Source organism: Streptomyces sp. NRRL F-5122 (assembly GCF_001507435.1).
Classification (GTDB): domain Bacteria; phylum Actinomycetota; class Actinomycetes; order Streptomycetales; family Streptomycetaceae; genus Streptomyces; species Streptomyces lannensis.
Map to the genome: position 1 here is coordinate 224,489 of NZ_LMWH01000048.1, position 13,917 is coordinate 238,405.

The 13,917-nt window shown below is 71.4% G+C and carries 11 protein-coding genes and 1 pseudogene; 8 read left to right on the forward strand and 4 right to left on the reverse strand.

The window, feature by feature from the left end; all coding sequences use genetic code 11:
- Nucleotides 1-24: 24 nt before the first annotated feature.
- Together ADL25_RS08780 and ADL25_RS08785 are read left to right on the forward strand one after the other, a co-directional pair.
- Entirely contained in the window at nt 25-1,410 is a 1,386-nt protein-coding gene (locus ADL25_RS08780) for a hypothetical protein (protein WP_059127082.1), read from the forward strand.
- Between the two features lie 262 nt (nt 1,411-1,672).
- Nucleotides 1,673-3,301: a hypothetical protein gene (locus ADL25_RS08785; RefSeq protein WP_059127083.1), complete on the forward strand. Its 1,629-nt coding sequence runs from the start codon at nt 1,673-1,675 to the stop codon at nt 3,299-3,301.
- Between the two features lie 81 nt (nt 3,302-3,382).
- Here ADL25_RS08785 and ADL25_RS08790 read toward each other — a convergent pair whose 3' ends face one another.
- Nucleotides 3,383-4,714: an ABC transporter substrate-binding protein gene (locus ADL25_RS08790; protein ID WP_059127084.1), complete on the reverse strand. Its 1,332-nt coding sequence runs from the start codon at nt 4,712-4,714 to the stop codon at nt 3,383-3,385.
- Between the two features lie 117 nt (nt 4,715-4,831).
- Here ADL25_RS08790 and ADL25_RS08795 point away from each other — a divergent pair, with 117 nt between their 5' ends.
- The gene (locus tag ADL25_RS08795) at nt 4,832-5,332 is read left to right on the forward strand and encodes an SCO4402 family protein (protein ID WP_079050248.1); all 501 of its coding nucleotides are present in this window, start codon (nt 4,832-4,834) and stop codon (nt 5,330-5,332) included.
- Between the two features lie 72 nt (nt 5,333-5,404).
- Entirely contained in the window at nt 5,405-6,286 is an 882-nt protein-coding gene (gene purU, locus ADL25_RS08800) for a formyltetrahydrofolate deformylase (RefSeq protein ID WP_059127086.1), read from the forward strand.
- A 9-nt stretch (nt 6,287-6,295) separates the two neighbouring features.
- Here purU and ADL25_RS08805 read toward each other — a convergent pair whose 3' ends face one another.
- Nucleotides 6,296-7,672: a maleylpyruvate isomerase N-terminal domain-containing protein gene (locus ADL25_RS08805; RefSeq protein WP_059127127.1), complete on the reverse strand. Its 1,377-nt coding sequence runs from the start codon at nt 7,670-7,672 to the stop codon at nt 6,296-6,298.
- A 209-nt stretch (nt 7,673-7,881) separates the two neighbouring features.
- Nucleotides 7,882-8,463: a sigma-70 family RNA polymerase sigma factor gene (locus ADL25_RS08810; protein ID WP_059127087.1), complete on the reverse strand. Its 582-nt coding sequence runs from the start codon at nt 8,461-8,463 to the stop codon at nt 7,882-7,884.
- A gap of 359 nt (nt 8,464-8,822) precedes the next feature.
- Between ADL25_RS08810 and ADL25_RS08815 the strand changes: the two genes are divergently transcribed.
- Together ADL25_RS08815 and ADL25_RS08820 are read left to right on the forward strand one after the other, a co-directional pair.
- Nucleotides 8,823-9,203: an STAS domain-containing protein gene (locus tag ADL25_RS08815; RefSeq protein WP_059127088.1), complete on the forward strand. Its 381-nt coding sequence runs from the start codon at nt 8,823-8,825 to the stop codon at nt 9,201-9,203.
- Nucleotides 9,204-9,423: 220 nt separating this feature from the next.
- The gene (locus ADL25_RS08820) at nt 9,424-9,936 is read left to right on the forward strand and encodes an EF-hand domain-containing protein (protein ID WP_059127089.1); all 513 of its coding nucleotides are present in this window, start codon (nt 9,424-9,426) and stop codon (nt 9,934-9,936) included.
- Here the strand turns inward: ADL25_RS08820 and ADL25_RS08825 are convergent.
- The gene (locus tag ADL25_RS08825) at nt 9,915-11,429 is read right to left on the reverse strand and encodes a class I adenylate-forming enzyme family protein (RefSeq protein ID WP_059127090.1); all 1,515 of its coding nucleotides are present in this window, start codon (nt 11,427-11,429) and stop codon (nt 9,915-9,917) included. The genes ADL25_RS08820 and ADL25_RS08825 overlap by 22 nt on opposite strands.
- Before the next feature lie 144 nt (nt 11,430-11,573).
- Between ADL25_RS08825 and ADL25_RS08830 the strand changes: the two genes are divergently transcribed.
- Both ADL25_RS08830 and ADL25_RS45855 read left to right on the forward strand, forming a co-directional pair.
- Nucleotides 11,574-12,767: an amidohydrolase family protein gene (locus tag ADL25_RS08830; RefSeq protein ID WP_059127091.1), complete on the forward strand. Its 1,194-nt coding sequence runs from the start codon at nt 11,574-11,576 to the stop codon at nt 12,765-12,767.
- Nucleotides 12,767-13,917 (forward strand): annotated as a pseudogene (locus ADL25_RS45855) (acyl-CoA dehydrogenase family protein). Before ADL25_RS08830 ends, ADL25_RS45855 begins: the two are co-directional and overlap by 1 nt.

Consider the following 13,917-nt stretch of genomic DNA (forward strand, 5'->3'; position numbering starts at 1 on the left):
CGAGCCGTGAAGCAGGGGGTACGCATGGCCGCCAGGCCTCTCGTCGCGCGGCAGCCGAACGAACGGCTGCAGGCGCTCATCCAGGAAGCGGGCTGCTCGAACGCGGGGCTCGCCCGCCGGGTCAACATGTGCGGCGCGGAACACGGTCTCGATCTTCGCTACGACAAGACCTCGGTGGCGCGCTGGTTGCGCGGGCAGCAGCCGAGGGGCCGGGCACCGGCGATCATCGCCGAGGCGCTCGGCCGCAAGCTGGGCCGCACGGTCACGATCGACGAGATCGGCATGGCCAACGGCAAGAACCTCGCCTCCGGCGTGGGCCTGCAGTTCTCGCCGACTGTGCTGGGCGCCATCGAGCAGGTCTGCGAGCTGTGGCGCAGCGACGTCGGGCGGCGCGACTTCCTCTCCGGCTCCTCGGTCGCCGCCTCGGCCCTCGTCGAACCGAGCCGCGACTGGCTGATCTCCGGGCCGGACCCGCAGGTCGCGCGGTCGGCCGGACCGCGGGTGGGGTCCTCGGACGTGGCCGCGGTGCGTGCGATGACCGAGGCGCTGGTCGACCTGGACCACCAGTACGGCAGCGGCCATGTGCGCCCGGTCGTCGTGCACTACCTCAACAGCGTCGTCTCGGGGCTGCTGGCCGGCTCGTACCGGGACGCCGTGGGGCGCGAACTCTTCGCGGCCGTCGCCCGGTTGACGGAACTCGCCGGGTACATGGCCGTCGACACCGGACAGCCGGGACTCGCCCAGCGGTACTACATCCAGGCGCTGCGCCTCGCACAGGCGGCGGGCGACCGCGGCTACGGCGGTTATGTGCTCGCGGCCTCCATGAGCCACCTCGCGGCGCAGCTCGGGAATCCGCGCGAGATCGCGCAGTTGGCCCGTGCGGCCCAGGAAGGGGCACGCGGGCGGGCGACACCGCGCGCGGAGGCGATGTTCCTCGCCGCCGAGGCACGCGGACACGCGCTGATGGGCGATGCGCGGGCCGCCCAGATCGCCTCGGGCCGCGCGGTCACGGCGCTGGAGGCGGCGGACACGGGGACCGGGGACGACCCGGCGTGGATCGCCCACTTCGACCACGCGTATCTGGCGGACGAGCTGGCGCACTGCCACCGGGACCTCGGACAGGCCGAGGCGGCGGCACGGTGCGCGGAGGAGTCCTTGGCCGGGCACCCCGAGTCCCGGGCGCGGCGCCGGGCCATCGGCTATGTGCTGCTCGCGACGGCCCAGGTCCAGCAGCGCGAGGTGGAGCAGGCCTGCCACACGGGCCTGAAGGCCGTGGAGATCCTCGGCAGCCTGCGGTCCAACCGCGGCGCCGAGTACCTGGAGGACCTCCAGCAGCGGCTGGAGCCGTTCCGGGACGAGGCGGTGGTGCGGGAGTTCAGGGCGCGGATGGATCTGGCGACGGCCGCATAGCCGCGTCGAACTCCGTTCGGGGCTTTCGCGCGCTCCTTCGGAGTGCCTTACGGAGCAGCCGCGCTGGTGTGAAAGTCCGGCGAACGAGAGGTGGCCGACGGGCGAAGGTGTGGAAGAGGACTTAAACAGCGCCCGGCGTGGCGGTTGTGTTACCGCTGTCACACGGGCGCGAGGTCGGGCCCTGTGCTGCGTGGCATGCGGCTCGGGGGACCCGGTAGCGTGAGCCGACGATTCCGAAAGTCCCCCATTCGTAGGAGTCCCGGTGACGCAGAGTGGACAGGGCGAGGAGCCCTCGGCGCGGCCCGCGCGCGAAGGCATCGTGCTGCCCTCCGACGGCGGCGAGCCCCTGCTGCCGGGCCAGGCGGGCGGAGCGAACGGCTCCGCCGTTCCCGCGGCCGGCCGCCATGCGGCGGCTGCGGGCGGCCCGGAGGGCCATGGCGCCCCGGCGGGCGGTCAGGCATGGGGCAGCCCGTGGGGACCGGAGCAGTCTCCCCAGGCGCCCCCGGCTGCCCAGGGCTGGGGCGGCGACGCGGGGCAGCAATGGGGTGCAGCCGGGGCGGCGCCCGCACCGGAGTGGGGCGCGCACGGCGCACAGTCCTCCTGGGAGACCCCGGATCCGCAGCAAGGCTGGGGCGGGGCTCCGGCCTCCCAGCAGCCGCACGGCGGGGCGGGACAGCCGCTGCCGCCCGAGGGTGCCCAGCCGTCGTCGTACGGCCAGGACGGACACCTGCCGCAGCAGGGTGCCTACGATCATCGGCAGGGCGCACAGCCCCTGCCGCACGCCGCGCCCCTGCCGCCCGCGGACGAGGGCGCCACGCAGTACATCCCGCCGGTGGCGCTCGGCCCCGACGAGGGCGCGACCCAGTACATCCCGCCCGTCGCGGCCGGCCCCGACGAGGGGGCGACCCAGTACATCCCGCCGGTGACCGCGGGGGCGCTGCCGCCCGAGGTGTCCGGCGACGCCGCGACGCGCTTCCTCGGCCGGGCCCAGGGCTCCGCGCCGCTGCCGCCCGCCGGCCCCGACGCCCAGGCCACGCAGTACCTTCCGCCCGTACCCGGACAGCCGGGTCCCGCGCCCTACGGAATGCCGGAGCCCCAGGACGACCGGCGGACGCCGGCGGAGTTCGACAACCTGTTCCGGCATGCCGCGGGCGGCGCCGAGCCCACCCAGCATCTGCCGAGGTTCGACGGGGCGGACACGCCGGGTGCCCCGATGGGCCGGGCGGCCGGACGACACGACGAGGGCGGCGGCGGCCGCGGCCGCTCGCGGATGCCGCTCATAGCGGCCGTCGGCGTGGGCATCGTCGTCCTCGGCATCGGCGCGGGCGCTCTGCTCGGCGGTGGCGGGGGCACCGACGACGAGGGCGGCAATAGCAAGAACGTCTCTGCGACCGGCCCGGCCGCGGACTCCTCGCCCTCGGGTTCCGACGACGCCGCCAAGCAGCAGGCGGTCGCGCTCGACAAGCTCCTCGCCGACAGCGGCAACAGCCGGGGTGCGGTGATCAAGGCGGTCGCGGAGGTCAAGGTCTGCCAGAACCTCGGCCAGGCAGCCACCGATCTGCGCAACGCCGCCCAGCAGCGAAACGGCCTGGTCACGCAGCTGTCCAAGCTCGAGGTCGACAAGCTGCCCCAGCACGGCGAGCTGACCAACTCGCTCACCGCGGCATGGAAGGCGTCCGCGTCCGCCGACACCCACTACGCCGCCTGGGCGGACCAGGTCGCGGGCAACAAGAAGACGTGCAGGAAGGGCCATGCCCGCTCCACCGGCCAGACCGACGCGGGCAACCGCGACAGCGGTACGGCCAGCGCCCAGAAGGCGAAGGCCGCGCGGCTGTGGAACGCCATCGCCCAGAAGTACGGCCTGACCCAGCGCCAGCCGACACAGCTGTGACGGCGCGGCTGCGTGTAGCCGGTCCGCGACCGTGCGGTGCACAGCTCGCGCGGGCCCGTTCGGTGCCCCCGCTCGCCGGGTCTACTGGGAGGTGCTCTCCAGCGTCTTCGAGACGTCGACGAAGCCCTTGCGGGCCGCCACCAGCTGACCCTGGTGCACGACCTGGAAGGTCACGCTCGAGTTGATCAGCCGGGGGAAGTCGACGACGGCGGTCAGGTCCTGGAACCGCCAGCGCAGGCTGGGGGTGAGGCCGCCGGTGTCGACCTTGAGGCCGTTGTCGAGGGCCGAGCGGATAGTGTTCGCGCTCACCCGGCCGCCGCCGAGCGACTCCACGACCTTCTTCAGGACCGTGTAGGCGATCCACGTGGTCTGCACGCCCGCGTCCGTCGGGTCGATCCGGTTGTCGCCGAAGGCCTCCTCGCGGATCACCTTCTTCATCGGGTCCCAGCGCTTGTCCGTCGACTCCGGGTACCAGCCGGTGACGTACGCCCCTTCGTAGGGACCCGAGCCGCCGCCGGACTGGTTGATGACCGACTGGTCGACACTGCCGAGCACGGAGGCGGTGCGCACCGCGGGGTACTCCGTGCTCAGCCGGCGGAAGGAGTCCATGAACGTGCCGGTGCGGTCGTCGAGCGAGGGCACCACGCACCCCTTCTTCGCCGTGTCCGCGGTCGCCTGTTCCAGCGCCGACTTGGCCTGGGAGTCGAACGCGGTGGCGTCCTCGGCGGCCCGCACATCGGCGACCCGGGCGTGACCCGCCGCCTTCAGCCCGGAGTCGAGCAGCAGGGGCAGCTGGTCGCCGGCCACGGTGTCGGGCCGCACCATCGCGACAGGACCGCAGCTCTTGCCCAGTTCCTCGCCGAGGCCGGCCAGCAGCGCCGGCTGGCCGCCGTTGACGGGGTAGGAGAGCACGCTCTTGAACTCGTCGTCGGTCAGGCCGTAGCCGCCTATGTACGGGATGCCCGCCGACTCCAGCGGCGAGAGGAAGGAGGAGCCGAACTGGCTGTAGGAGCCGACGACCGCGACGACCTTCTTCTTGACGGCGAGCCGGGCGCACTTGGCGGCGCCCACGTAGTCGTTGTGGTCGTTGCAGGTGAGCACGTTCAGCTTGTGTCCGTCGAGGCCGCCGTGCGCGTTGACCCAGCGGGCGTACGCACTCGCCATGGCCGGCATGCCCGGCTTGTTGGTCGCCGACGTGTTCTGGGGCGCCCACGTCATGACGGTGACGGTGTCGTCCCCGGAACCCCCCGAGATACCGGGGACGACACCGCAGGCCGCGGCCAGCGACGCACAGGCCACCAGAGTTCCCGCGGCGATCAGGGCCGTCTTGACGCGGGGAGTCGCAGTTCTGCGGACGGCACCCGGAGCACTCGGGCTGGTGGGGGAGGAGCTGGTACGTTGCCTGCCGGTCATGGACACGCACGATTCCCCCACATCACTAACCCTCGTGCGATCAGTGGTCAACTAGAAGTGACGTAGAGGTGAATTGCGGGGGTCGATGATCCGGATTTCACAGGGAACGTACGATCGATGACCGTGCAAGGTTCGGAGAGCTCTTCCCGTCGTGCCCGTCGCTCATCCACCATGGGCGTCATGCCACTGAACGACATGCCGTGGTGGCGCTGGCGCAGCAATGTGCGCTCCGCGCTGCACATGCTTTCGGACCAGGTGTTCCAACGGGACGTCTGGCTCGCCGGAGTCGACGGGTACGGGGACGTCACCGACGCCGTGTACCGCCTCGTCGAGGACACCTGGCTGGACAACTGGTCCGCCGAGAAATACGTCGGCACGATCTTCCGCGACTCGCAGGAGGCGGCGCTCGTCGACACCGCGGTGCTGCGGGTGCTGCGGATCATGCACCAGGTCGGGCCCGATGCCGAGGTGGGGGCGTACCTCAACCACCACGGGTGGCCCGAGGCGGTGCGGGCGGCACGCGATGCCCATGTGCGGCTCGCGATGAGCGACGGCGAGGACCCCGACGTCCCCCCACGGACGCTCGAGGTGCTGCGGATCGTCACCCGGAGCGCGTAACAGGCGGAACGCGGCGTCCGGGTGGCGGGACGGAGACCCGTCCCGGCCCGCCGTCATGAGACCCTGGCCTGCATGAGTGAGCAGTCCACCCGAGCCGCGGTCCCCGCCCACCAGTACGTCCTCACCCTCTCCTGCCCGGACAAGCAGGGGATCGTGCACGCCGTGTCGAGCTATCTCTTCATGACCGGCTGCAACATCGAGGACAGCCAGCAGTTCGGCGACCACGACACGGGACTGTTCTTCATGCGGGTGCACTTCTCCGCGGAGGCCCCCGTGACCGTGGACAAGCTGCGCGCGAGCTTCGCGGCGATCGGCGACTCCTTCCAGATGGACTGGCAGATCAACCGGGCCGACGAGAAGATGCGCGTCGTGCTGATGGTCAGCAGGTTCGGGCACTGCCTGAACGACCTCCTCTTCCGCGCCCGGACCGGCGCGCTGCCCGTCGAGATCGCGGCCGTGGTGTCCAACCACACCGACTTCGCCGAGCTGGTCGGGTCGTACGACATCCCGTTCCATCACGTCCCGGTGACCAAGGACACCAAGGCGGAGGCCGAGGCCCGGGTGCTGGAGCTGGTGCACGAGCTGGACGTCGAGCTGGTGGTCCTGGCCCGGTACATGCAGGTGCTCTCGGACGACCTGTGCAAGCAGCTCAGCGGGCGGATCATCAACATCCACCACTCGTTCCTGCCGAGCTTCAAGGGCGCGAAGCCGTACCACCAGGCGCACGCGCGCGGTGTGAAGCTGATCGGCGCCACCGCTCACTACGTCACGGCCGACCTCGACGAGGGCCCGATCATCGAGCAGGAGGTCGAGCGGGTGGGCCATGGCGTGACCCCCGACCAGCTCGTCGCGATCGGCCGGGACGTCGAGTGCCAGGCGCTGGCCCGCGCGGTCAAGTGGCACGCCGAGCGCCGCATCCTGCTGAACGGCCGGCGGACGGTGGTCTTCGCCTGAGACCCGGGCCTACATCCGGCTCAGCGACGCCGCCGCGAACAGCACGTCCCTGATCGCCTCGCGGTCCCCGACCTGCCCCGCAGCCGCCTCCTCGGGCGGCACATGGCCCGCGGCCAGGCGGCAGAACTCCACCCCGTCGAGTGCGACGTGCGCCACCTCGTGCTCGGCGGAGGCGACCGCGCCGGGCGAGTCCAGGGCGATCAGCCACTCGCCGCCGCCCGATCCCTCGATCTCCAGACGCAGGGTGCGCCCGGGCTCGCCCGCCGGTACGAGGTGCCGGGTGCGGCCGGGGGCTGCGAGACCGGCCTGCCGCCGGGCCGCCAGCATCGCGGGGAGCAGGCGCGCGCCCAGGTCGATCATGCTGTTCAGATGCCGGGGCGCCGGCGGTTCGTACGGGTAGTCGATGGCGTTCGCGATGTCCTCGGCGTGCACCCAGCACTCGAACGCCCGGTCCAGCATCGCGTCCCGCAGCGACAGCCCGAAGCCGCCGTAGGAGACCGTCGGCGTCCCGGTGTCCCCGCCGGTGAAGGACAGCGTCCGCACCAGGTTGTGGCTCTGCTCCCGCCACGGTCCGCGGACCGAACGGGTGGGCGGGAAGTGTGAGGCGCGCCAGTACGCCTCCGTGCGGCCCTCGGGAGTGCCCTCCTCGCCGTTCACACTCCCGAGCGGGTCGTCGAGCCCCAGCGCGACCGCCACCAGCCCGTCGACGGAGAGCAGGTGCGCGATCACCCCGGCGACGGTGGTGCGGCGGCTGGTGGGCCCCGTCCCGTCGAACCAGCGCAGCCGCACCGGGGCGTGCCACTCGGAGTCGCCGATGTCCTGCAGCAGGGCGTCGAGGCGGGCGGCCTCGGCGTCGAAGGGGGCCACCCAGTCCGGCACCGGGATGCGCGGCGGGCGCCGGTCGAGGCAGCTCTGCAGGACGCGGGTGCGCAGGGCCGGGTCGAGATCGAGACTCTCGGGACGCTGCAGCAGTCCGACGGCCTGGCGCAGCCGTCGCGCCTCGTCCGCGCACGGGCCGCAGTCCCCGAGGTGAGCCTCGACGGCGGCCGTCTCCTCGGCCGAGCAGGCGGCCAGCGCCCATGCTCCGAGCAGCGACTTCAGTACCCGGTGCTCGAGCACGAGCGCGGGGGGAGAGACCGGCGGCGCGGTCACGGGAGACGGGTCGGGCAACGGCATCCCGGAGTCCTCGACTGAACTGCGCGGCGTGGGGATCCGAGGTGCCCGCCCGGCGCCACCCGGTCCTTCGGCTCCGGTGACCGGGCCGGCAGGCCCGCGGGCGGAGCCGTCCCCACCGGTGCCCGGGTCGGCCGGCCGGCCGTCACCGGGGTCTTCGGAGCGTCCCGTGGCGCCGTTCCCAGCCGTGTCCGAGTCGCCGTGTCCGTCCATGCCGCCGTTCCGGTGCGTGCCGCCGTTCGCCGGTGGGCCCGGTTCCCCCGGTCCACGCGCGTCACTGCCGGGCTCCGCCCCCTGGGCGTCGCCGTCCGCCACCCGCCCGTGACCGGCCGCCGTGCCGCCGTCGGCGGCCGGTGTGCCCGGACCCTCGTGGGCGCCGTGCCTTTGGTGCTTCCCGTGCCCCTCGAAGCCCTCCTCCTCGGTCACCAGGCCTCCCCCGCTTCGGGAGGGACGCCCGAGGGGGCCGCCTCATGGGCCGTGGACAGCAACTGGAGGCCGAGGCGCAGGCGGCGACGGGCCTCCTCCTCCTCGATGTCGAGGTCGACCGCGGTCTGGCGGTAGTCGCGGCGCTGGAAGTAGGCCCGCTCGAGCGCCGCGCGCAGCGGTACCGGCATCGATGTCACGATGAAGTCCGCGCGCGCCGCGATGGAGGCCTGGCGCACCCTGCGCTCCAGGTCCTCCGGGGTGCCCTGCCCGCCCTGCGCCAGCGCGGCGGTCCCGGCGGCGTGCAGCCGCTGCACGGCGAGCCGGTGGGTCAGCATGGCGATCCAGGACCGGAGGGGAACCTGCTTGGGGTCGTACGACTCGGGGTGCTCCCAGACGTGGACGAACACCTCTCGCGTGATGCCGTCGGCCGCCTCCTCGTCCCCGAGCACGCGGTGGGCGAGGCCGTGCACGAGCGAGGCGAACCGGTCGTAGCACTCACCGAGCGCCGCCGCTTCGCCCCGGGCGAGCCGCTGTTGCATCCTGCGGTCCCACCGGGGCGGTGCGTCCTTCTTCGCCATACGGCCCCCTCGCCCCTGGTCGTGCCCGGTGCCCTGTCCTGATCCAGCCTCTGTCTTCCGCCATCTCGAATGTAGTCGGCACGTAGGGCGACGCATGCCCCTTTGCGGCAATGTGCGCCCCTTGACGAGCCGCAGGTGATAAGGGCTCCCGGGCGGGATTGGTGGTTCGAGCGGCGTATACCCCGATGAGGGCCGATCAGGCGTGAGCGAATGCGATCGTTACCGATTGATTTGGCTCATCTACCACGCGCTTTCGATCGAAAGTTCGGTGTTTTATGGAGAGTCATCGGGGCAGCCGCGCCTGAAGGAAGCGTAGGCACTGCTTCCGTTTTCGATCGGGCTGCGGGCAGGCGGGAGGCATGGCGGTGACAGTCGAGGTGGCCTTCGGGCAGTACGGCGAGTGGGCCGTGCTCCAAGTGGCGGGCGAACTGGACCTGGTGACGTCACCGGTGCTGCGGCAGCGGGTGCACGACGCGGTGGCGGACGGTCGCCACCATGTCGTGCTGGACCTCTCCGACGTGGTCTTCTGCGACTCCAGCGGCGTCGGCGTGCTGATCGCCACCCGCCGGCTGATCCGCTCGTGCCAGGGCCGGCTCAGACTGATACTGCCCGGACGGAGCAGCGAGGACGGCTCACACGTCGACCGGGTTCTCGCGGCTCTCGGTGTGCGTCGCCTCTTCGACGTGTACCCGGACGTCACCGCGGCCGTCGACGACGAGACCCGCCCCCTGTCCGCGTAGTCGCGAGGACACCCCGCCGACCGACGGCGTGACATGTGGTCCTGCCCACAGTTCCGGCAGGGCATCATCCATGGAAGGTCGCGGGACGGCCACGCTGTTGTCGCGGAATTCCTGCGGTCTTGGTACAAGCGTCGTTTTCCGTCTCCCCCGAAGCCCGCGACGACGTACGCTCCGTGCGAGACACACCCCCGACACGTCACGTGAGGCGGCCCGAGAAGACATGGTCAGCACCGAGTACGAGCGAAGGATCGCCGCCCGGTTCGCCACCTTCGACCAGGACGGCAACGGCTACATCGACCGCGCGGACTTCAACGCTGCGGCCAAGGCGGTCCTCAGCGAGTTCGGCACCGCGGCCCGGTCCGAGCAGGGGCAGGCCCTGTACGCCGGGGGTGAGGCCTTCTGGCAGGGCATGGCCGGGATAGCGGACCGTGACGGCGACCAGCGCATCACGCGCGAGGAATTCGTGGGGGGCGCGGTCAAGCGGCTGCGCGACAATCCCGACCGGTTCGCCGAGATCGCCCGTCCGTTCCTGCACGCGGCACTCGCCGTGGCGGACTACGACCGTGACGGTGCGGCCACGGTGGACGAGGCCGTGCGCGTCCTGAAGGCGCTCGGTGTCCACGAGGACATCGCCCGGACGGCAGCGGCGGCGCTGGACGCGGACGGCGACGGCAAGGTGGGCGAGGCCGAGATCGTGGCCGCGTTCGCGCGCTACTTCACCGTTCCCGAGTAGCGTTCGCGCAGTTTGTACTTGAGCACCTTCCGCAGCGTGTCGTTGCGCGGGAGGGCGTCCACCAGCTCCAGCTGCTCCGGCAGCTTGTGCACGGACAGTCCTTCCGCGCGCAGGTACGAGACGACTGCCGGGAGGGTCAGCCCCTCGGTGTCCGCGGCTGTTTCGACCACCGCGCAGACCCGTTCACCGCGCTCTTCGTCGGGCAGCCCGATCACCGCGACGTCCTGGACCGCGGGATGCCGGTGCAGCAGGTCCTCGATCTCCTTGGCGGAGATGTTCTCGCCCTTGCGGATGATGACGTCCTTGAGGCGTCCGGTGAGCACCAGATGACCGCTGCCGGTGAGACGGCCGAGGTCGCCCGTGATCAGGAACCCGTCCTCGTCGAATGCCCGAGCCGTCTGGGCCGGGTCCAGATACCCCCGGCAGACGGCCTCTCCCCGCAGGCGCACCTCCCCGTCCACGATCCGTACCTCCATCCCCTCGGGCGGCCGTCCCTCCGTCGTCGCCAGGTTCTCCGCGGAGTCGTCCGGCGATCCCATCGTGATCATCGGCACCTCGGTCATGCCGTACCCGTGGGTGAGCTGCACCCCCATCTCCCGTACGACGGCGTGGTAGACCTCCGGGGGCTTCGGTGCCCCGCCCCCCGCCAGCAGCCGCAAGGACGGGATCACCTTCACCCCCGGCTGCCGGCGCTGCTCGGCGAGGAACATCGAGTAGAAGGCCGTCGATCCGCCGGCCACCGTCACCCCGTGCCTGCGGTAGTCCTCCAGGGCGTCCGGCAGTGCGAAGTGCTCGAACATCACCGCGGGGAACCCGTACAGCAGCAGCATCACCGTGTAGTCGGGGCCGGCGATATGGGCGTAGGGGAAGGCCATCGAGCCCACGTCGTCCCCGGACAGATGCAGTGCGTGCGCGAGGCAGGAGCCGCCCGCGATCAGTGAACGGTCGGTGTGCAGCACGCCCTTGGGGTCGGAGGTCGTCCCCGAGGTCCAGTAGATCCACCGCACCGAGGTGCCGTCGGCCGGCGGCTTGGGCAGGACGGACGGATCGCCGTCGGGCAGGTCGTCGCCCGTGTACGCCTCGAAGACCCCCCTCGCGCCGAGGCGGCGGGCCATCGCCGTGTGATCGAAATCGCGCCAGGTGCCGGGGACGGCGAAGAACTCCGCCTTCGACTCCCAGAGCGCGAAACCGACCTCCCGGTCGCGGTAGAAGGGGATGACCGGGGTCTGCACCGCGCCCAGCCGGGCCAGCGCGAAGGTCAGCAGCGCGGTGTCGATCCGGGTGGGCAGTTGCCAGGCGACCACGGTCCCCGGACGTACGCCCATGCCGTACAGACCCGCGGCCACCCGCTCGGCCTTCCCGCACAGGTCACCGAAGCTCAGGGAGCGGTCGCCCTGGAGGAGCGCGGGCCGCCCGGGGGTGAGATCGGCGCGCCGGGCGGCCAGTTCCCAGAGTGTCCGGGACCTGCTCAGCGCATGCGCGGTGTCGTTCACGGCGACCCCCTGGAACTGACGGACAGTCAGATAGTGGGCAGAGCGTAGGCCCGGCCGCCTTGTCGGTCCAGAGGTGCGGGACTAACCTGCCGAACGGACCGACCTGACGATCCATCAGATAACCGTGTCAGGCGGAGGGGACCCATGACCGAACTGCCTCGCATCATCAGTGTCGACGACCATGTGATCGAGCCCGCGCACCTCTTCGAGACCTGGCTGCCGACGAAGTACCGGGACCGCGGCCCCAAGCCGCTGACCGCGGGGATCGGGGAACTCGCCTACGTCGGCGGCAAGTACCGGATCACGATGGACCCCCAGGGGCCGCCGACCGACTGGTGGATCTACGAGGACCTGAAGGTCCCGTACAAGCGCAACATCGCCGCCGTCGGCTTCGACCGCGACGAGATGACCCTGGAGGGCATCACCCGTCAGGAGATGCGGCGCGGCTGCTGGGACCCGGTGGAGCGGCTGAAGGACATGGACCTCAACCATGTCGAGGCCAGCCTCTGCTTCCCGACCTTCCCCCGCTTCTGCGGTCAGACCTTCGCAGAGGCGCACGACAAGGAGGTCGCCCTGGCCTGCGTGCGCGCGTACAACGACTGGATGGTCGAGGAGTGGTGCGGCGACAGCGGCGGCCGGCTGATCCCGCTGTGCCTCATCCCGTTGTGGGACGTCGACCTCGCGGTCGCCGAGAGCAGGCGCAACGCCGCACGCGGGGTGAAGGCGGTCACCTTCTCCGAGATCCCCACCCATCTCGGCCTGCCGTCCATCCACTCGGGCCACTGGGACCCCTTCTTCGCGGTGTGCGAGGAGACCGGCACGGTCGTGAACATGCACATCGGGTCGTCCTCCCAGATGCCCGCGGCCTCCCCGGACGCCCCGCCCGCCGTGCAGGCCTCGCTCTCCTTCAACAACGCGATGGCCTCGATGATGGACTTCCTGTTCAGCGGTGTGCTGGTGCGGTACCCGCGGCTCAAGCTCGCCTACTCCGAGGGGCAGATGGGCTGGATCACCTACGCCCTGGAGCGCGCCGACGACGTCTGGCAGGAGCACCGTACGTGGGGCGGTGTCCGTGACCTGATCCCCGAACCGCCGTCGACGTACTACTACCGGCAGATCTTCTGCTGCTTCTTCCGCGACAAGCACGGCGTCGCCTCCCTCGATGTGGTCGGCCGTGACAACGCCACCTTCGAGACGGACTATCCGCACGTCGACTCGACCTTCCCGCACACCAAGGAGGTTGCGCTCGACCATGTGAAGGGGCTCGACGAGGAGACCGTTCACAAGCTGATGCGCGGCAATGCGATCCGGATGCTCGCACTCGACCTGGACCGCTAGTGGATCTCGCCGACTCGCCCGAGGAGGAGGAGTTCCGGGCGCGGCTGCGCCGATGGCTGGCCGAGGTGCTGCCCACGCTCCCTCCGAGTCCGTCCCCCGACTGGCCGGCCAGGCGCGCCTTCGACCTCGGCTGGCAGCGCATGCTCTACGACGCCGGGTACGCCGGTCTGCACTGGCCCGTGGACGCGGGCGGGCGCGGGGCCACCCCCGCCCAGCACCTGATCTTCCTAGAGGAGACCGAGAAGGCGGGCGCGCCGTATGTGGGGGCCAACTTCGTGGGGCTGCTGCACGCCGGGCCGACGATCGCCGCCGAGGGCACGCCCGGGCAGCGCGAGCGTTGGCTGCCGCCCGTGCTGCGCGGCGAGGAGATCTGGTGCCAGGGGTTCAGCGAGCCGGAAGCGGGTTCCGACCTGGCGTCGCTGCGCACGCGCGCGTGGCGGGACGGTGAGGCTTATGTGGTGAGCGGGTCCAAGATCTGGACCTCGCACGCCGAAGTCGCCGACTGGTGCGAACTGCTGGTCCGCACGGACCCCGAGGCGCCGAGCCACAAGGGCATCACCTGGCTTGCGATGCCCATGGACGCGCCGGGCGTCACCGTACGGCCGCTTCGGACGCTCGCAGGGTCGACCGAGTTCGCCGAGGTGTTCCTCGACGAGGTGCGGGTCCCGGTGGGCAACCGGATCGGTGCCGAGAACGACGGATGGCGCGTGACCATGGTGACGCTGTCCTTCGAACGGGGCACGGCGTTCGCGGGCGAGGTGGTGGCCTGCCGTCGCGTCCTCGGCGAACTGGCCCACGAGGCACAGGGGAACGGCCGGTGGGACGACGCATCGCTGCGGCGGAGGCTCGGCCGGCTGAACGCGGAGTTCCGCGCGCTGAGGCGGCTCACGCAGTGGAACGTCAGCGAGGCGCGGGGATCCGGCGCAGTGCCGGGCCCTGCGGGTTCGGTCTTCAAGTTCAGGTATTCGCACGCGCGTCAGGAGCTCTTCGACACCGCCGCCGAGGTGCTGGGCGCGGACTCCCTCGACCTCGGCCGCCCCTGGACCCTCGACCGGCTGTCGTCGCTCTCGTACACGATCAGGCAGGCACCTCGCAGATCCAGCAGAACATCGTGGCCGAACGCATCCTCGGCCTGCCGAAGGGACGGTGA